The 19,650-nt window shown below is 60.6% G+C and carries 16 protein-coding genes; 8 read left to right on the forward strand and 8 right to left on the reverse strand.

Translation table 11 applies throughout. The features are described from left to right. The first annotated feature begins 274 nt into the window (after positions 1-274). Positions 275-565, forward strand: coding sequence for a helix-turn-helix domain-containing protein (locus tag bpln_RS11950; RefSeq protein ID WP_027806971.1), 291 nt, complete (start codon positions 275-277; stop codon positions 563-565). Between the two features lie 49 nt (positions 566-614). Here bpln_RS11950 and bpln_RS11955 read toward each other — a convergent pair whose 3' ends face one another. The 3 genes from bpln_RS11955 to bpln_RS11965 form a co-directional block, all read right to left on the reverse strand. After that, on the reverse strand, positions 615-932 hold the full coding sequence (locus bpln_RS11955; protein WP_055138906.1) for a DUF736 domain-containing protein: 318 nt from the start codon (positions 930-932) through the stop codon (positions 615-617). Positions 933-1,693: 761 nt separating this feature from the next. Next, positions 1,694-3,748, reverse strand: a complete 2,055-nt coding sequence (locus bpln_RS11960) for a ParB/RepB/Spo0J family partition protein (protein WP_055138907.1) — start codon at positions 3,746-3,748, stop codon at positions 1,694-1,696. 79 nt (positions 3,749-3,827) lie between these two features. Then, a complete protein-coding gene (locus tag bpln_RS11965; RefSeq protein ID WP_055138908.1) occupies positions 3,828-4,652 on the reverse strand; it encodes a DUF932 domain-containing protein in 825 nt (274 codons plus the stop codon). Between the two features lie 598 nt (positions 4,653-5,250). Here bpln_RS11965 and bpln_RS33980 point away from each other — a divergent pair. The 4 genes from bpln_RS33980 to bpln_RS11975 are packed head-to-tail and all read left to right on the forward strand — an operon-like array spanning position 5,251 to position 8,668. Further along, positions 5,251-5,910, forward strand: coding sequence for a CPBP family intramembrane glutamic endopeptidase (locus tag bpln_RS33980; RefSeq protein WP_158512027.1), 660 nt, complete (start codon positions 5,251-5,253; stop codon positions 5,908-5,910). Between the two features lie 24 nt (positions 5,911-5,934). After that, on the forward strand, positions 5,935-6,927 hold the full coding sequence (locus bpln_RS35495) for a hypothetical protein (protein ID WP_148654009.1): 993 nt from the start codon (positions 5,935-5,937) through the stop codon (positions 6,925-6,927). A gap of 18 nt (positions 6,928-6,945) precedes the next feature. Continuing rightward, positions 6,946-7,965, forward strand: a complete 1,020-nt coding sequence (locus tag bpln_RS11970) for a DUF4917 family protein (RefSeq protein WP_055138909.1) — start codon at positions 6,946-6,948, stop codon at positions 7,963-7,965. Positions 7,966-8,005: 40 nt separating this feature from the next. After that, complete coding sequence (locus bpln_RS11975) at positions 8,006-8,668, forward strand: hypothetical protein (protein ID WP_055138910.1); 663 nt, start codon at positions 8,006-8,008, stop codon at positions 8,666-8,668. A gap of 78 nt (positions 8,669-8,746) precedes the next feature. Here the strand turns inward: bpln_RS11975 and bpln_RS11980 are convergent, their stop codons facing one another. Then, positions 8,747-11,131, reverse strand: a complete 2,385-nt coding sequence (locus bpln_RS11980; protein ID WP_055138911.1) for a type I restriction enzyme HsdR N-terminal domain-containing protein — start codon at positions 11,129-11,131, stop codon at positions 8,747-8,749. Positions 11,132-11,143: 12 nt separating this feature from the next. Then, a complete protein-coding gene (locus bpln_RS11985; RefSeq protein WP_055138912.1) occupies positions 11,144-12,460 on the reverse strand; it encodes a DUF5623 domain-containing protein in 1,317 nt (438 codons plus the stop codon). 327 nt (positions 12,461-12,787) lie between these two features. Here bpln_RS11985 and bpln_RS11990 point away from each other — a divergent pair, with 327 nt between their 5' ends. From bpln_RS11990 to bpln_RS33985, 3 genes are all read left to right on the forward strand, one after another. After that, positions 12,788-14,281: a glyoxalase superfamily protein gene (locus bpln_RS11990; protein WP_055138913.1), complete on the forward strand. Its 1,494-nt coding sequence runs from the start codon at positions 12,788-12,790 to the stop codon at positions 14,279-14,281. An 81-nt stretch (positions 14,282-14,362) separates the two neighbouring features. After that, complete coding sequence (locus tag bpln_RS11995; RefSeq protein WP_055138914.1) at positions 14,363-15,181, forward strand: hypothetical protein; 819 nt, start codon at positions 14,363-14,365, stop codon at positions 15,179-15,181. Positions 15,182-15,254: 73 nt separating this feature from the next. Beyond that, entirely contained in the window at positions 15,255-15,614 is a 360-nt protein-coding gene (locus bpln_RS33985) for a helix-turn-helix transcriptional regulator (RefSeq protein ID WP_082465274.1), read from the forward strand. Between the two features lie 24 nt (positions 15,615-15,638). Here bpln_RS33985 and bpln_RS12005 read toward each other — a convergent pair whose 3' ends face one another. From bpln_RS12005 to bpln_RS12015, 3 genes are all read right to left on the reverse strand, one after another. Next, positions 15,639-16,895 carry a tyrosine-type recombinase/integrase gene (locus tag bpln_RS12005; RefSeq protein ID WP_055138916.1) on the reverse strand — a complete coding sequence of 419 codons (1,257 nt, stop codon included), beginning with the start codon at positions 16,893-16,895 and terminating at the stop codon, positions 15,639-15,641. A gap of 311 nt (positions 16,896-17,206) precedes the next feature. Further along, a complete protein-coding gene (guaA, locus tag bpln_RS12010) occupies positions 17,207-18,826 on the reverse strand; it encodes a glutamine-hydrolyzing GMP synthase (RefSeq protein ID WP_042625330.1) in 1,620 nt (539 codons plus the stop codon). A 152-nt stretch (positions 18,827-18,978) separates the two neighbouring features. Further along, positions 18,979-19,647 (reverse strand): hypothetical protein, encoded by a 669-nt coding sequence (locus tag bpln_RS12015; protein WP_055138917.1) that lies wholly within the window; start codon positions 19,645-19,647, stop codon positions 18,979-18,981. Positions 19,648-19,650 lie beyond the last annotated feature (3 nt).

Here is a 19,650-nt window from a genome sequence, read left to right on the forward strand (position 1 = left end):
ATGTGGGGAACCGCTTTGGCGCCAAGACGCGCATGCATCGAAGCGGATATCGGCTTTTGCGCGGAAATACGAAGGCATAAGGCATCGAATCCGTAAAGGCACGGAAACGCACAACCGGAATTGTGCAGGCCAGAAAAGACACGGATGTGATTCACCGGTTCTCTCGAAATCCGCCGATACGGATTTCAGTAAAAGCACACGGGCAGACCAAATATCTGCCAGTGAGTTAAAGATAACGTGGTTTTAATTGTCCCTCGATTGGACGCTTCTGTCCATGCAGAAGCGATCCATCCAGCCAGGCCGGCCTGCCGGCGCCACCACCTTCGATGCCGAACTGGCGCAAGCCTTCGGTGCGGCGGTGCGCGCACTGCGAACGGAACGCGGGATTGCGCAGGAGTCGCTGGCTAACCTGGCCGGCATCGAGCGTTCCCATATGGGTAAGGTCGAGCGCGGCGAGCACATGCCCACGCTGGCGATCATCTTCAAGATCGCCGGCGCGCTCGGATGCAGTACGACTGTAGTGATGGCTGAAACGGAACGCCAACTCACGGCGTCCGACTCATAAACGTCTCGGGTAGCGCCCCGTCGCAAGAGATGGGGCGCGGTGGGCGGCGTTAGTCCGTCTGCTGTGGCTTGCTGCGCGACCAGATCAGGTCGTGCGTGCCGTCTTCGTTCTCGATCAGACGGGCGTAGACCGTTGCCGGGAACGAAGGATCGTCGAGGGTCACGGACACGTAGGGCCGTTCGGCCTTGCTGACTTTCTTCCACGCCGCGCCGATGTCGTGGCCGGCCGCCTGCACGCGGAAGTCGGGGGCGTTCTCGCTGTCGCCCTTGTCGTTGGGAACCAGCTTGACCTTGACGCTGAGCATCAGGGTACGGAGCGTGCCGGTGAAGCCGTCTTTCTCTGCGGTGAAGGTGCCGATGTTAGCCATGATGTTTCTCCTTTCGGGTTGAACAAGGTCGCGCCGGTGCGTCCTTGTTGTGAACCGGCCGGCGGGGGGACGGGCTGGCCGCACCGCTGGCGGTCGCAACGCAGTGGAGAACCTTGAAGCGAAAACAATTTGTCCCGCGAGGAAGCCGCGCAGCGGCGGGGAAATTGTTTTCGCTGGAAGGTTGCGGCCATGAAGCCCGAGGCGAAGCCGCGCCCTCGCCAGGATTCACGACAAGCCAAGGACGCATTGGCCGCCCGCTCCCGAAAGGAGATATGGCTGCCCCGGTATCCCCCGCATGACGGCTGCACCGGCTTGCGCCCTGATGCGGGCAAGGACAACCGCCAGCGACAAGGCAAGAACGCCCTTGCCGCCAGCAGGCGGCCCTCATAGTTGAGGGGTGGCGTGGAAGCTCCATAGCAAGGCGGGCGGCGTGTCGGTGAACCGTCCTTCGTGACGACCAGGCGGCGAACTGCCAGCGTCGAGGACAGCACGCTTTGGCACAACCTGCCGCAGCAAACCAGGGCTTAGCCCCATGAGCCCCGCCCCTTTGCGGCGGGGCACTATCAAAACCGTGCCCGCGTCAGCGGGAACCGATTCGCTGTGCCGCGCGCAAGGCTATTGCGCGCCCGCCGCGTCGCCGCCTGGTCAAAGGCGGCGACGCGGCGGTTTTGGGGTGGACGTTGAAACCGGGCGCGGCGGACCTGCCGCGCCCGGATCGGGTAGAAAACTCCGGCGCGATGCGCCGGGGTCATGCTGCGGTCTTACACAGCCAGCGCGTGCGTTTCCTCCACCTCGGCGGCATCGTCCGGCGCGTCGGCCTCGTCCGCCACCATCGACACGCCTTCCGGCTCGGTGCGGTGGTCGATCTGGAACACAGCGGGCATCCAGCCAGTGCCATCCGCCAACCGCTCTGCTTCGCTGGCAATGTCGCCCTTCTTCAACTTCGACAGGCGGGTAACGTGTTCCGGGGCGTACTGGTTCACAGCGTCCAGAATCGCGGGCTTGGCGATGTGGCGGAAATAGCCCTCGGCGGTCGGCTTCCACCATGCGGCCATGTCCAGCCCTACGGCCTGCGCCAGTTCTGCGCCGGGTTGCTGCTGCGAGGCGCGTGGCGTCACCACGTCCACCGTGGAAGCCATGCACACGGCCAGCAGGCGCACCAGCTCGTCTTGCGATTTCGCCTGCAACGCGGCGAACAGGTCGGCGCTGTCCTGCGGCAAGGCTTCACCCACGACTTCCTGCAACTCGCACAGCGCCACAGCAGCGGGTGATTCCGGCACGTCCGGGGCCATGCCTTCCAGCCGGTCTTGCACCTTCAGGCTCACGCCGAGCGGCAAGCCGTCGCCGCAGGCGTCGGCCTGCAATACGGTCTGCACCATGCCATGCACCAGCGCGGCCAGCGCAACGTGCGGATGCCGTGCGACTTCGATTTGCAGCGCCGCCGTGCGGTGGGCGCTCAATCGCTGAGCGAGCCGGTCGGACAGGCTCGCGGGCTTGGGTGCTTCGGCGTCGTGGTCTTCCTCGTCGTTCGCACCGTCGCCCACGCTGAAATCCTGCCGCAGCTTTTCCAGTGTCCGCAGCGCCTTCGCCTCGGCCTCGCGCAGCAGGCCGCGATGAATCACCGCTTCGCCTTCGCGGTCGAGCGTGACGATGGCACCGGCCACGGCGCGCATGTCCGGGGCATAGTCGCGCAAGCCTTCTTCGATGGCTTGCAGTTCTTCGGCCACCTGCTCGCGGCGTGGTTCCAGCGCCACGGTCTTGTCCTCGTCCTCGGCATCGTAGGCTTCTTCCAGTTCGGCATCGAGCTTGTCGAGGCGGGTTTGCAGGGACGCGATGCGACGGGCTTCGCGGCTCGTCGGCTCGCGGCGATGGCGCGTCGCATTCTGGAACTCCTGCCGTTCGGCGAGGCTCATGTGCGGCACGGCGTCCACCCACGCCCAACCCTCGGCGCGCACGTCCTCGGCCTGCTCGTCCAGCTTGCCGCGCACCAGCGTTTCCAGCAGCGCGGCATCGGTCAGGTAGGTGCCGGCATCGCCTTCCGCGAACAGATCGCGGCGGATGCCGCCGCCTGCCTGCGTGTAGGCGTCCAGCCCGACGAAACGCACCAGCGGATGCCTGGCAGTGATTTCGCGCTCGGTCAGGCGGTCGCGCAACGCGGACGCGCCGCGCTGCCATTCCGGCGCACCGTAGTACGCGGCTTCCTGTTCGGCGTGGTCGTCGGTGATGGTCAGGGCCATCAACTGCTCCAGCGTCACCGCGCCCGGATTGCCGCTGCGGTAGTCGGCCAGCAGGCGCGGCGAGACGTTGGCGAGCTTGAGACGGCGCTGCACGACCAGCGGGGACACGCCGAAGTCGGCGGCAATGTCCTCGATGGGACGGCCTTCCTTGACCAGCGCGGCGAAGGCCGCGAACTGGTCGGCCGGGTGCATGTTCTCGCGCTGCACGTTCTCGGCGAGGCTGACGGTACGGGCGGACGCATCGGCCACCAGCAGGCACGGCACTTCGTAGTCGGCGGCGATGCGCTTTTTCTTCGCCAGCAGCTTCAACGCAGTCAGGCGGCGGTCGCCTGCGACGACTTCGTACTGTTCGCCATCGGTGGACAGGATGACGATGAGGTTTTGCAGCAGGCCGACGCGGGCAATGCTCGCGGCCAGTTCGGGGATGGACTGGCGCGGGGTCGTGCGGACGTTGCGCTTGGAACGGCTCGGCAACAACTGCGACAGCGGAACCAGAATCAGGTTCTTGGTCGGGTCGGCCACTTCCAGAGGCGCGGCGGTTTCGAGGGCGATGGCTTCGGTTTTGGTAACGGCGTTCATGGTGACAACTCCTTGCGGTTAGGGATGCAGCAGCGAGAGAAGCGGCAAGGGCTGCTGCCTGCCCCTGCCGCGTGGGGAATCAGGCTTTCAACTGGCGCAGGCCATCGGCCAGCAGCCACAGGGCGCGATTGAGGCGAATGCCGTTGTCGATGCCCTGCACCGGGCGCGTGGTCTGGCGGCGACCATTCGCGGCGCAGGCGGACAGGCCGCCTTTGATGAGGTTTTCTTGGGTGCGGTTGAACACGCTCCACAGGTCGCGGCGGCTGTCGTCGTGACGGCGCGGCATCAGGATTTGCGATTCCGTGATGGGTGCGGGCGTTGCCTCGTCGTATTTCAACGCCAGCGCAGCGCGGGCGAATACTTCCGCCTCGCCGCTGTCCAGCGTGATCGACTGCATGGCATCGCGGGATGCCTGCGCGCGGTCGAAGCCGTGCAGGACTTCGTAAGCGCCTTCGATGACGTGCCCGGCCACGTCGCCCTTGTGGGGTACGCGCACGTCCGCCACGGTGTCGCCGCAGACAAGGCCATTGCTGCACACGAACCGGAACATGCCGGCGAGCATCTGATAGCTGCTCGTCCCGTCATGGGAGTTCAGCAGAATGATTTCGTTGGCTTCGCGTCCGTTGATCTGGCTGGCGTGGCGCAGCCGGATCATGTGCTTGGTGTAGTCGCGGCGGTCGTCCTGCCGCACGCGGGTCTGGCACACCATGAAAGGCTCGAAGCCTTCGCCGCGCAGCTCTTGCAGCACCGTAGCGGTGGGGATGTAGCTGTAACGCTCGGAACGGCTTTCGTGCGGGGCATCCGCGAAGATTGAAGGCGCTACGGCGCAGATTTGATCGTCGGACAAGGGATATTCCGAACGCAGTATCGGCGAGCGCGAAGCGAAACGGGAAGCGAGTTGCATAACATTTCTCCTGACAAGGAAGGGTTTGCTGTTCACCGCAACCGGATTCCAAGATTCGGAGCCCGCCTTGGACTTCCGGTGCGGTCGGCACGAGGAACCCGGTTGGCCTCGTTGCCACCGTCTTTCCTGAGTTCATCGCCCGCGACGGTCAGGAGCCCGCGGCCGTGTGCCGTCAAGGAGAAAAGCGCAGGGTTGGTGCGGCCCGCAGGCGCAGCCGAGGACACGGCCCTGCGCGCCTTGACGGCACACGGCCGCGGGCTACAGTCGCGGACAAGGGGATGAAGTCAGGGAAGATGGCTGGAGAGGCAACGGCCGTCCTGTGTGCCGATCGCACGCAAGCGAAGCGCGCAGGCCCGGATCTTGGAATCCGGGCCGTAGGCGTCAGCGATGGAAGCCCGAAGGGGCGAGACTCGCGCAACGAGGCTCGATGCAAAGCACGACAGCGCGACCCTGCAAAGCCGGGGGACGCCCGACTCGATTATCCTTGCTGGATGTACGAACGAATCGGGATGATGGGGGCAGAACTACAATGCGACTGGACGCGCAACGATGCAGGAATATCTTAGGTTTAGGGGAACCCTTTGCTACTCGATGGAGCTTGGCATTGCTGTTCGGGCCATTAGCCTACTGCGTATATCGCCTGATGCTGCCATGGATCGTCAGCCAGTTCAGCTTACAAGACACGGCGCGCTATACAATAGCGGTGGTCTACGGTCCGTCCGCCTTGTTGCTTCTCGCATTTTTTCTTGCTCACAAGCGTTGGTGCTATCCCGACATCCGTTTCATTGGTGACATTCGACGCCAGCATTTGATACACGGCATTCTGGCCGTATCCACCATCTATCTGACGACTTACGGCGCAGCGCTGTTGCTTGGGCAACCACGTGAAGTCAGCATGACATACCTTTACGACTTCAAAACACCAGTGCAGGTAGCAGTGATGGTGGCCTGCCTGCTATTGCTTCCGCCTGTCGTGGAAGAAGTCGCTTTCCGCCATTTTCTGCTTTCACTGTTCCCCTTCAAGGCAAATGGCTGGACTGCGTTGATTGCTGCCATAGGTACAGCGAGCTTCTTCTCCTATCAACACCGCGCAATCTATCAGCACCCAACAACCTTCTTAGCACTGTTCGCGCTCGGCCTTGTGTTTGCGCAGGTACGAATTCGCTCCAATGGCCTTGCACTTCCAATCGGATTGCACGCCTACGCTATCGCCTTCGCATTGGCTTGCGATCAAGTGGTCGCACACATTCAAACTTAACCCAAATAAAACTGCCAAATAAAAATGAAAATTTGGAAACCCGTAATTGACGAAGGCGCTGGTTACCTATTTAGCTTGAGTGATTCGCTTAGCGTTACCGAGACGAAATTTCCGGGCATATTGGCTTCCGTAACAGATGGAACCATGATCGTTGCTAGCGACTATTCCGGTCAGCATAAGGAAGCAACGCACGAAGCCTATTCGTTTTTAGTCACCACTGATCTAGCGCTGAACGAGTGGCTACCACTATTGCGAGAATTCCGAGAACAGTGGCTTCCTGACGGACGGCGCATCTCCTTTAAGAAACTAAACGAACCCGTTCGCTGGCGGGCTTTGCCAGCCTTTCTTGAAGCCGCAGGCAAACTCAGTGGAAATCTCATTACTGTCTTAGTTGACCGGCGAGTGGAAAGCTTCATCGATGGTGGCTCAGAATCGGCCATAAATGTGTTTCCCGACTGCTTCCCTCCGCAAACCAAACACGGAACCGTCGAGAAAATGCTACGGTTGGCAAGTTTTGTTGCGCTAATTCTTTCAGGTTTACGCCAAGAAAACCAACCTTCAGTGTGGATAAGCGATCACGACGAGACACTGGACAGTCATGAGAAACGCGAAGGCTTCGCAAAGTTGGCCACCTATCTGACTTTTGGCTTGACGGGCTGGAGAAATGCTGCGGATCACTTGTTCGGGACAACGGAATCACCAACGGCACCGTACTGGTCTGAGGATGTCGCCGCATTGGCGGATCTAGCAGCAGGCGCATACTGCCAGATGAGCAACTATCTTCCTACCTTTCTGGGCAAGGAGACTTGGCAGGTTCTGTTGGCTTCTGGTGATGTTGAAAGTCAGCGCGCTCGTACAATCGGCGACTGGCTCGCAGCCGGTAATCCGACTCTGAAACACGTGCTACTTCGCTTGGAACCGGATGACCGCGGTGAAGTCAGATCATCTGCGCAGGCCTTTTCCGGCAAGATCCGCTACTTCTTTGAAGCACCGTCGACAGACCAACCTTCTACATGACTCAGACGCAAAGATCATATGCCACATCCCATAGTACCGTGGAGAGACATTGCACCTAATTACTATCGAGGCACGATTCTGCTGGGCAATGGAGCGAGCATTGCCGTTTCGCCAAGCTTTGGCTACGGCTCATTGCTAGACCATGCCCAACGAGCGGGCTTGATAGCAGTGGACGTGCAGCAACTCTTTCATTCTTTCGGAACATCTGATTTTGAGCTGATCCTGCGACTGGTTTGGCAGGCGTCCAACGTTAACAGGTCACTACAGATACCAGACCATCGCACCCATCAAGCCTATCTAAATGTTAGGGAGTGCTTGATTGAGGCTGTTCGCGGCGTACATCCTGCGTATGATCTAGTGACTGATCGCTTACCCAGCATGTACCAGTTTCTCAAAGAATTCGATACCGTTCTATCGTTGAACTATGACTTGCTGGTCTACTGGACAATGACCTATGGACTCAATGTTCAAGATGGCCACTTATTCAAGGATTGCTTCGTTGGGGGCATGTTCGATGATGCTTGGCAGAGATTTCGTGAGCCTTATAGGGAGCGGACGAACACCTTGGTCTTCTACCCACATGGAAGCTTGGCTCTGTGCCGAACTGTGGTGGAACAGGAGTTCAAGATTCACAATGCCGGAGAAGGCTTGCTGGAGGCAATTCTTGCGGAGTGGCGAAGCGAACGAGTTGTACCGCTATTTGTCAGCGAAGGAACGATGCCGCAAAAAGTTTCATCTATCCAGAATAGCTACTACCTATCTACGGTGTACCGCGAGGTGCTCACGTCTCAACGATTCACATTGACGTTATTCGGTTGGGGACTCGGGGAGCATGACAGACATCTGTTACGACGGATGCGTGGAACTGGTATCCAACGGGTGGCGGTCTCCGTTTTTCGTGGCGATCAGGTTTATTGCAACTATGCACACCAAGTCATTCAAGATGATTTAGGGCCGGTCCATGTGGATTTCTTTGATAGTGAAAGTCCCGGATGCTGGATTCATGCGATGCCGCTGGTGTTACCAAGATTCGGCTGACGCAAAGTGCTAACCGATACTACCGAGCTGCGCCACTTCGATGGATAAATCAGACTTCTTCGATAGCTCATTGTTCGAAACCGAACGGCCGGATGGCCCTTTTCTCATGCCATGGCCCTTACCCGGCAACCCTGGCGCCCTCCTCTCTTTTTGCCGTTTCGGCGATTGGCAGAGGTTTCTTGAAGCACGTCGGCTACATCCCGCGATACCGGAAGTTGTGGGGAGCAAATTTCGTCGCGCACAACGGCTCTATCTCCTCGCATGGATCGACTTTGACCTGGTAAAAGCGGGGGAACTGGTTGCCTTGACCGCGCTGGAGTTGGCGCTAAAGGATCGCTATGGAGGGTTCTTCATCCAGCAGGAGGCGCGTAAACCTGGTAAGCAAAACCACAGCGAGCGCACTCCACCGCTTGCTCAATTGCTCGAACACATGGTTGAAAAGGATGGACTCACGGACGAGTCGCTTGCCTTCACGAGGTTATATGGCGGCTCCGTGATTTCGCGGCTTTATGAAAGCAAAGCCTCTCGCAATGCAGCAAAGAAGAACGGCATACCCAAAACTATCACGCTGGTTGGAATTCGCAATTCACTTGCGCACGGCGATCCTTTCGATGGACTGCCATGGGGAGGACTGCTCGAACTGACACGTGATTTGATCGAGTATGCATATCGGTGGTACCTGCAGGAGATCAAGCTCGCTTAAGCACGGCTCGGTACAAGATGCGGAGTACAGCCCGCAGGCCGAACGACGGGACGGCTTGGAGCGTTGGCATGCTTAAGGTCAAGCTACGCCCTCGTCTTCACCATCAGCTAGTGCTCGAAGAGCAGCAGTGTGCTCAGGAAGCACACGATCTCTGAGTACATCATTGGCCCAGTCGGAAAGATCGGGGATGTTGCGCAGCCGCACTGTACGCAATGCAATTATTAAACGATGTAGGAGTGGTAGAGACCCGGTTTCGATCGCAGCGTCCACCCAGGTGTCCACATGCGTCCAAGGACGCGAAAGAAGATCGGCCATTGCCTGCGTCGCGGCCTCGATGGGGCTTTGATCGTGACAAAGAACTCGACCGTGGTCGCCTAGGTCGTGTTCAAGATGGCCCAGCCCTTCTTCGTTTGCCCGTAGCAAGAGGAACGGGCACTGGCCGATGTTCAGCAGCACCCAAGCGTCCATGCGCTGACTGTCGTCATCTACCCTTGCCGTTGGGAGCCGGGCAAATTGTCCAAGGATCATCCAAGCCGTCGTGTTGCCATACGTGCGCGAGCGCTCCGCTCCGAGATCAACGGGTTCGCCACTGACGTCACCGTGCCGATTCGACAGCCAAGCCTTCCCATCTTCAATCTTCAGGTAAATCAACCGGCCATCCGGCGCGGCCATAGCAACCAGTGCATCTTCGACGGGTTCCTCCGTAGGCTCAATGGCGAGAAGGCCGCTGATGATTCCAGAGCTGAATCCACCCGTCTTCTCCGCCATGCTGCAAATCGCCTGTGCACCGACCAAATCCCCGAGATAGACCCCAGCCAAGCGGTGACCAAGCCAAGTACCGGCCTCCTCTGGATTTATTTCGGCGCGCCGCGCGAGTTCATCACCGACGGCGTCGGCAAACTCTAAGAGAAATGCAGCAGGAATGGTAGGCACCACAACATCTTCCCTGCCCGCGTGACGATAGGTGCGGACGGCGCCCTTGGATTTGAGTTCGGCTACCACATGGCGGGCTTCGTCGGAAAGCGCATCCTGTCGCACAACAAAGCCACTTGCTGCCGCCAAAGCAAGTTCAGCCGAACGGGCACCCGCATCTGCAAGACTGCAACGCGCAAGCACGCGGTAACCGCGAAGCAGATCATCTTGCTCCGCATAGCTCCGGCGCGCCGCGTTCATGAGTTCTAGGCCGAGCGCCGGCGGAAGAAGCAAGGTGCTATCCGGGTCTTGATGTCGCGGATCACGGGCAGCATCGTCGTAAATCGTGCGAAGTACCCACGGCGCACGGTAATCCTCTGTGTACTCCGCGCCCTGCTGGAAGTAAATCTTGTGCTTGGCGAGATTGCGTTGCGCTGCCTGAAACTCTTCTAGGCCCAAGGGACCGATCTCGATCACCTCTGCTTGGGTTCCCATCGCCGTCTGGGTACGGCCGTTTGAGGCCTTGGTTAGCTGCTCTGCACGGTCGGTGGTTAAGATAACGTTGAGTTTCTCGCCCGGCCGTAGGCTTGCCAACTCCTCCAAATCCTCAGCCATCCGCGTGCCCGGCTCCACATCGTCGATTGCAAGCAAGAGGGCCGGCCCTGTTGGCCCGGTCGACATCCTTCGCAACCACTGGCGAGCATCGTTGGCAGTGAGATTCCACTCAAGCTCAGTAGCGAATAGATTCGCCAATGACTGAAATAGCCCAGGCCCTGATCCCCGCAACAACAAGATGGCCAAGTCTTCGCTATCGCGATTGCGTAAAGCAAGCTCACGCAGACAACTGCTCTTTCCGCTCTGCGCCGCACCTTCGACGAAGGTGAATGTCGTACCAGCCAACGCTGACTTCTTTGCGGCAAAAGTAGAGAGACGAGGAAACAGCAGAAGTTGGGCGAAGGGGCGATCGGACTGACCAGGTGGATTAGTCATCTCGTCCAGCAGCCTAGCTGTTGCCGATCGCACGATAGGCACCCAGACACCAATTTCCCGCCCCATCAAAGCTTCAGTCGCCCACCGCATCTCCGACGACGCCAACTTGGCAGCATTGGTAAGCAAACGGGCTACCTCAGTCGCGGCGTCTTGCTCGCCGGACCACGGTTGGCCTGTATTGGCGTCGTAGATAAGGGTTGTCTGTCCATTCGTGACAACTACAAGGGGAGGCCGTGGAGTCAGTTGGTTTGCGTAGCTTTGCGCTTGCTGATAGTCCGCATGCGTGAGTTCGAGATCCTCGCGCTTAAGCTCCACCACGGCGAGCGCTCGCTCACCATGAAAGATGATCACATCCGCTCGCCCGGTCTTCTCCCATTCGGCTGCGCTATCGAATTCATGCGTTTCGCGACCTAGGCGTACTGTGAACCGCCGTTGTTCGGTCAGTTGCTCGCGAGGAATATTGGGAAAAGCAGTGGACAGCGCTGCCGCCAACCGACTCTCTAGCTCGGCCTCAGGACGAACGGAAGACAACACTTGCTGGTCTTGTTTTGCGTGAGGCATAGCGGCGATTCCTTAGGCCCAATCCCGCAATGACTTGACTGCGGCATCCATTTTTTTCAGTACTGATCGCAGCGGCGGGCAATCAGGATAGTGCTCGATCAAGAGTTTCTTTGCTTGCGCCAGACTCTGCACGTGGCGCTCGCGGTCGGCTTCGGCGAGTGTTCGTGAAAACGTCGATCCAGACTCGTGGTAGTACAAATCGAAAAACTGCTCGTTCGGTAGTTCAGCATGGTTGTACTCGCGCTGCGTCCACTCGTCGAGTTCACTGCGAATCGCATTGACGCGGTTGTAGACACCCTTGCGGTGGTAGGTGTCCTTGAGCACCGACTTCAGCAGGCGACCGACATGCGCGTGCGCCTCAATCGGCATCCTGCCCTTCGGACGGCGCTGCGGACCAACGAAGGTCTGGACATAGCCAATCGAATTGCGCTGGCCATTTTGCTCACGCGGCGTCTTCGCCTTGTCCTTCGCAGCAGCAGCCTTGGCGATAGTGCCGGGGCTCACGAAGAACGGTGTCATTGGTGCGGATTCTCCGTCCCATGCGGCTTCGACAACGGGTGAAGGCAGCTTGTCCAGCGCCACCGCGAGGGGTTCCAGCGGGATGCCCTTCGTTTCGTCCGCGATCAGGTAGAGACGGGAACCGACATCGGGCGCGTACATGCCCGTCCACTCAGGCTTGACGATGATGAAGCCATGTTCCTTCGCCCAGGTCTCGCGCTCCTGCCCCTTGCCTTCAACGGCCTTCTCATAGGGCTCGTCCGCAAAGAGATAGCGCTTCGTTTGGCGGTCATACCAGATGCTGTAGTGGTCACGGCCAGGAACCGCATTGCTCGACCGCCCACTAGGAAAGGCGCGGCTGTGGCTCTTGGACGGACGCAGCTTCGTCGCATCCATGAAATGCAGTGCACGTGCGGCTGCACAGACCGCACGCCGAGCCGCCGACTGCGAACTTTGCAGGTGCTCGCGCGCCAGATGGTCAGGCCCCTCGGCACGGAAATCCGCCAGTGCGCGATGGTTCTGCAACTGGAGCCCCGTGATGAGATCGCCCCACGGGACGGACAGCCAGATGCTCAGCGTTTCGCGTCCGGTCCCGCCACCATCGCGGTCCTTCCAGTAGGAAGTCAGGAATACACGGTGGCCGGGGCGAATACGCTCCGTCTTGGGGGCAGCGCGCAGCACATTGCCCGCATGGCGGAAGTTCTGGAATCCCGCTGCCTGCGCGGCGGCATCCAAGGCTTGCGTGTGCTGGATGCCCCGCTCGAACTTGAGCGATTTAGCGAGGCGTTTGATGCCGTCCATCGTGGACGGCCGAATGGCTTCACTCGACATGACAAGTTCTCCCGGTTCATGGCGAAACGTCACCCGTCTGCCGCTTCTCGAACCTGAACATGACATGCGCAGGAAGAGAGGGAGTTTGCCGGCAGTGCTGTCAACAGCTTTGCTATGACGGGTGGCAGGCTCCTGCCCGAAGCCTTGCCGACAGTATCTCACAAGCCGGAATAGCGTGCTATGCTAACCAATGGTTGCCGTCACCTGCCGCACGCGCCCTTTGGGGTACGACGAAGACGGAGCATTCCAGAGCCCTACCCAATCCATGTTTGATCCCTTGGGCGGCCCGCAAAGCGTGCACCGGCTCGACGCCCGACGGAGATCAATATGGACACCCAGCAGCTCAAGGTGTTCGCGGAGCGCTTGCGCGCCTGCCTCGAACGCCACAACCTCCCCCTCAAGCACGGTCAGGCACTCGACCTGATCGCAGCCATTCCTGGCTTGCGTAACTGGCCCGAAGTGAATGCGTTCCCCGCTCGCGTATCGGCTGCGCAATGGGACAGCAATTCGGCTGATCGGCTCGCCAAGCGCATTGCGAAACAGCATGGCCTGATCCTGCCGGTGGATGAAATGCTCCAAACACTGGAGCCATCGGCCGCCAGCGTTTTGAAGGTCTGGCCCGACGGCCCCGTGCCCGGCGTGTACGTGACGACCTCTCAAAAGGCCATTGACGCGGCCATCGCCAAGTACGAGGCCGCCACCGACGGCGCACTGCTCTATGCGGAGAACGCCGGCCGTTCTTCGGACGCGGCCATCGACTTGGGCGAACACGGCCTGTTCTCCCGCGGCATGGACCGACTGCCTAGCGGCACGCTGGTCGTGGTCGGCCCCGTGCCGTTGACGCAGGAATCGTGGAGCGACAACAAGGACCGGCTGAACACGGCGGCCAATCTTGCCTATTCGTCCTCGCTGCGCGTCGTGGTCTTGGCAGAGACGCCGCTGCCCGAGAATCTGCACAGCGACATCGACCTGCTGCTGCGGCCCGACGATGAAGGTCTCGACAGCGATCCCGTTGACGTGCTCGGGATCGTCACCGAATCAGGCGATCTGCAAGTGGTACAGCCGTTTGTGCAGCGTCGAGCAGCGCCGTCGGCTGCGCAGCACTTCACGACGAGTCAGCGTCTGCCGCAGCTACTCGAAGATGCACTGAGGCTTGCGGTGGCAAAGCGTCCCTACGGGATCATTGTGCTCGGCATTACGCCTGGCGATACACAGCGCAAGGCATTGCTGGAGGCCGTTCTGCCTCTGACCGAGCACGCAGGGCCAGCCGTTCGCATCCAACCGACGTTTCGCCCTGGCTACGGGAAAGACGATTTCCCGTTGTCACCGCATTTCGAGGGGCTTCCGGTCTTCCCATCCATCGAAAGCGCCTATGCGCATGGCTATCGTCGTATGGTGATCGAGTCCTCCCATCACGGCGCCGGTGACGCAATCGCTCGGCATGCGCATGAGGTGTGCTTCTTGATTCGTTCCTTCTCGACCGAGGTTGCTGGCGCATGGATGAGCAGCCTGCCCGCTCTGATCGATAAGCCCAATGCACTTGATGTCATCACGGCAGTCCTGTGCGCTGCCGACGTGTCCGCCAAAACGGGGACAGTGACGATTTGCGACGCCTTTGTCGGCGGGTCGTCACCAGCCCCCAAGGATGACGACATCGACAGGCTGGCGGAACACATGGAGGCACATCGCGCCGTGCGATGGCAGGAGCAGTTGGACGCATTGCTGGCCGCCCGCACGGTGACACCTGCACAAGCCAAGAAGGCCCTGCGTCGGCACAACGTAGACGACTACCTGGCCTCACGCAAAGCGGCGCAGGTGTAGAGCGTGGCTGCATAACAAGGAGCCGGCAGCGGTGATGCACACCGTTGCCGCCCCTACAACAACGAAAGGACATAGGCGGCAATGAAAGCTCATCCATTTACTCGCCCCACCATCAACGCTGCGGTGGAGTTCCTTGCGGAAATGTTGACGCAGGCGAAGTTCGATCAACTCGTGGTGCGGTTGGGGCTGGACGACGAAATTCCCCAGGGGCCGGCAAAGAGCGTGACTGCGAAAAGCGCCGTACTGGCACGTCTCGTCAACCAACGCGCAACGCAGATTGTCAGCACCTTAGACGGCCCCGTGACTCTGGCTGAAGCTGCGGTACGCGAAGCCGTTGGAGTGGCCGTGCCGCAGTATGCGAAGACCGAGCAGGAGCGTCTTCTGCGAGGGCTGGCGCTCGACGGCTACGTTGTGTCCTGGGATGAGGACGCCCGAACACCATTTCTGCGCGCGGCGTTGCCTGGCGAAGTGGATCTTCCTGAGGCCGATGATGAAGTTCACCAACTGTTGAAGCAGTTCGGGTTTACTGTGCCATTGGGGCATCTCGACCAAGCCATCGACGCGCACGCGCGCGGCGACTGGGCGGCGGCAAACAGTCAGATACGCACGTTCCTGGAAGGCTTGCTAAGCGACATCGCCTTGCACATTGATCCCCAGAAGGCCGCCGTGCTCGCTTCCAGCGAAAATCGGCGCGCCTGGCTGGCGGAGCGCGGATTTCTGTCGGTCAACAGGAACGAGTGGACCAGCGACGGGAAGAACTACTTGAATGGACTTTTCAAGATGCTTCACACCGATGGGTCGCATCCCGGCCTGTCCGATGAAGATCACAGCACGTTCCGGCTGCACCTTGGACTTATCACTGGCCGCACCTTGCTTCGTCGCCTGAGCAATGGTCGTTGAGTGCGCTGCACTACGCCGCAGCAAGTTGTCCCGATAGGTACTGAACTTCACCATGTCTCCATGCAGCGTACTCATGGAGTCCGACGTGGAACAGCTATCGCAAACATCAAATGCGCTCCCCTTGCCGGGGACGGAAGCCTACGACGAACTGCCGCAATTCCCGAAACGCAGCCCCCTTCCCTTCCGGCGCACCATCCGACGCCAGGAATTGCGGCAGATCGTCCCCCTGGCGGAAACAACGATCTACGAAATGGAGCGCCGCGGTGAATTCCCGCGCCGCTTTAACCTGACGCCGCGCTGCGTCGTGTGGGACTTGGCCGAAGTAGAGGCATGGGTCGAGCAACGCAAGCAAGCTCGTCGTGGCAGCGTCTCGAAGCCGGATGTCCACCTACGAAAAACCCGCCCTGTTCGGGCGGGTTCGAGCGTGGAATGAAGCTGGAAAGCGGATCTCGTCCAATCAAGCCATCGCGCTCAACGCCGGCACCACCACGTTCTCCGGCATCAGCTTCGGCACGTAAGTCTGCCCGCCGCCCCAAGCGTCAATCATGTTGGCCCACTCTTGCAGCATGTGGCGCCGCTGCTCGGCATATTCGGCCTTGTTGTAGACCGAGCGCGAGGAACGTCCCTCCTCGTGTGCCAAACACTTCTCGATCCAGTCGCGGTTAAAACCGATTTCGTTCAACAGCGTCGAGCCGGTGCGGCGCAGGTCATGGACGGTGAACGGTTGCAGCGGCAGCCCCTTGGCTTGTGCCGCCTCCGCCACAAGTCCTGTGACTCGATTCAAGGTTGCATTGGACATATACCGCTGTGCGTCGTAACGAGATGGGAAAACGAACCGTGAGCCGGCCGCGCAAGCGTGAAGCGTGACGAAGATGTCGAGCGCCTGGCGAGACAGGTAGACCACATGCGGATTGCGCCCTTTCATCCGCTGCTTCGGAATCGTCCAGGTTTTGTTCTCGAAATCGACCTCATCCCAAGTAGCCTGGATCAATTCGCTCTTGCGTACCAGCGTCAGCAAGATCAGGCGCAGCGCCAGCTTGATCGTCGGATAGGTCGCCACCGATTCCATCTGTTGCACGAACAGCCGGATCTCCAGCGGAGACAAGGCGCGATCCTTGGGCACGAAGGTGGCGATCGTGGATGGCCCCACGCTGTCAGCAGGGTTGTCCACCTTTTCCCCGTGAGCGATGGCGTAGACATAGACCTGCTTCACGATGTCCCGAATCTGCACCGCGGTGGACGGTGCTCCGCGTTCCTTGACCTTGTTGCAAAAGGCCCGCAGGTCTTCAGGCTGAATTTCAGTCAGCAGACGATTCCGAAAAGTCGGAAGGATGTCCCGATCAATAATGTGCTGACGCGCGGCGCGAGTGCTGTCGGCCCATCGTGTATGGGCCAAATAGGTCTCCATCGCCGTGCCGAAGGTCTTGATGTCGGTCACACGGCGTTTCTCGCGCTGCTTTTCTAGCGCGGGCGATGTGCCCTTGAGAATGGCCTTTCGCGCGTCCAGCAGCAGTTCGCGCGCCATTGCCAGTGAAATACCGTCAGGGCCATAGCGCCCGATGGTCAGCGTTTCACGGCGGCCGTTGAAACGGTAGTCGTAGCGGAAGGTAACAGTACCGCTGGGCGATACCGTCACGTACATCCCGTCCCGGTCAGAAGCCTTATAAATCTTGGACTTAGGCTTCAAATTACGCAGTGCAGTGTCAGTAAGCATCGAGGTTTCCTCCGGTCGTTTGACGGCTTTACCGTCAGGTTTTACCGTCAGGTACCAGGAGACCTGCTGATGCCCGGAAAGCCGCGTAAAACAAGCTTTCCCGAGAAGATTTTTACCGTCAAAGACGGTAAAAGTCTGGATAGTGAACGAGAATGTCTTAATCCGACCTCGATTTTTACCGTCAGATCTACCGCCAACTTGTTTTGCTGGCCGGCGATAGTCACCGATAGATGCCGCGACGTATTTTTATAAAAATCAACACGTTACGACGATTTATCGATAGCTGGCGATAGCCCTCGAAGGACGCCGAATCACTCCCACTCGATCGTAGCCGGCGGCTTCCCCGACACGTCATACACCACCCGATTGATCCCGCGCACTTCATTAATGATGCGATTCGAAACCCGCCCCAGCAGCGCATACGGCAGATGCGCCCAATGCGCCGTCATGAAATCGGTGGTCTGCACCGCGCGCAGCGCGGTCACATAGTCGTAGGTCCGCCCATCTCCCATCACCCCCACCGACTTCACCGGCAGGAACACCGCAAACGCCTGGCTGGTAAGGTCGTACCACGACTTCCCGACCTGCGACGCATCGCAGATCCCCGCCGCCACATCCTGCTCGTTGGCGATCGTGCCGCGCAGTTCCTCGATGAAGATCGCATCGGCGCGACGCAGCAGCTCCGCGTAATCGCGCTTCACTTCTCCCAGGATCCGCACGCCCAAACCCGGCCCCGGGAACGGATGGCGATACACCATCTCCGCTGGCAGCCCGAGCGCGACGCCCAGCTCGCGCACCTCGTCCTTGAACAAGTCACGCAGCGGCTCGAGCAGCTTCAATCCCAGCGTCTCCGGCAGCCCGCCCACGTTGTGGTGGCTCTTGATCGTCGTGGCCTTCTTCGTCTTCGCGCCGCCCGATTCGATCACGTCCGGATAGATCGTGCCCTGCGCGAGCCACTTCGCGTTGCTGAGCTTCTTCGCCTCGGCCTGGAACACTTCGACGAATTCACGCCCGATGATCTTGCGCTTCGCCTCCGGATCGGTCACGCCGGCGAGATGGCCGAGGAACTGCTCCGACGCATCCACATGGACCACCTTCGCATGCAGCCGCCCCGCGAACATGTCGAGCACCATCTGCCCTTCGTTCAGGCGAAGCAGGCCGTGATCCACGAACACGCAAGTCAGCTGGTCGCCGATCGCACGATGGATCAGCGCGGCGGCCACGCTCGAATCGACGCCGCCCGACAGGCCGAGGATCACTTCCTCGCTGCCCACCTGCTCGCGAATCAGCGCGACGGCTTCCTCGATATGGTCGCGCATCACCCAGTCCGGCTTCGCGGCGGCGATCTCGAGCACGAAGCGCTCGAGCAGCTGGCGGCCCTTCAAGGTATGCGTCACTTCCGGGTGGAACTGCACGGCGTAGTAGCCGCGCTCTTCATCGGCCATCGCGGCGATCGGGCAGCTCGGCGTCGACGCCATCAGCTTGAAGCCGGGCGGCAGCTCGCCCACCTTGTCGCCGTGGCTCATCCACACCTTCAGCATGCCGTGGCCTTCCTCGGTGCGAAAATCCTCGATTCCGTCGAGCAGGCGCGTGTGGCCGTGCGCGCGCACTTCGGCATAGCCGAATTCGCGGTGATCGCTCCACTCCACCTTGCCGCCAAGCTGCACGGCCATGGTCTGCATCCCGTAGCAGATGCCGAGCACCGGCACGCCGAGATCCCAGACGGCCTGCGGCGCGCGCAGCTGGTGATCCTCGTAGGTGCTCGCGTGGCTACCCGACAGGATCACGCCCTTCGGCGCGAACTCGCGGACGAAATCGTCACTGACGTCGTTCGGATGGATTTCGCAGTAGACGTGCGCTTCGCGAACCCGCCGCGCAATCAGTTGGGTGACTTGCGAACCGAAGTCGAGAATCAGGATTTTGTCGTGCATGGCAGGCTACGGGATGAATACAAACAAGTAAGAAAAGCAGCGCACGCGGCGCTGCATCTGAATCGGAAAACGGTCCGGGCACGAGGCCCGATGAGCATCCGTTGAGCGCTCGGCACCCGCAAACGCGCAGGCCGACGAGGCACGAGCCCCGCTCAGCCGCGCGGAGGCGGCCGCGTCGGATCGGTGGCGGAACCCGGCGTGGCGGGCGGCGCATACGACGGCGCACCGGTTCCCGCCGGCTCCGCACGCCCGGCCGCGGTCGACGTGCCGGCCGCGCCAATGCCGGGCTCGACACGCGTCGCGGCCGGATGCGGCTGCGGCGGCACCACGACCGGCGCGGGCGTCGGCGCCGGCACGGCATCGGCAGCCGTATCGCGCCGCGTCACAACCTGCTGCGCCTTGGCGCCGGCCACCAGCACGCGCTCGCGCCGGCGCACCGCCGAGGCCAGCCGCACGCCGCCCAGCCCGATCACGAACAGCACGACGGCGGTCGCCACCGACACGAGCTGCCCGAACGCGGTCAGCTCGGGCCGGTGCAGGCCGATCAGCCAGACCACCATCAGCACGCCGATCAGCCAGTTCACGTGGCCGACCGCGCGCGCGACGCCGGCGGTCAAATCACCGTTGAACGAGGCATGGAACGCGAGCCAGGCCAGCCCGAGCAGCGCGATGCCGAACGCCTGGCCGACCATCGCTGGATCGACCGGTACCAGTTGCAGCGCGTCGTACAGCCCCTTCCAGGGCGTCAGCACGAACAGCACACCCCCTGCGAGCAGCAGCAGGGCATCGATGACGAGTACGACGCGCAGCAGTGGTTTCATTGG

This window comes from Burkholderia plantarii, from assembly GCF_001411805.1.
In the GTDB taxonomy this organism is placed as follows: Bacteria; Pseudomonadota; Gammaproteobacteria; order Burkholderiales; family Burkholderiaceae; genus Burkholderia; species Burkholderia plantarii.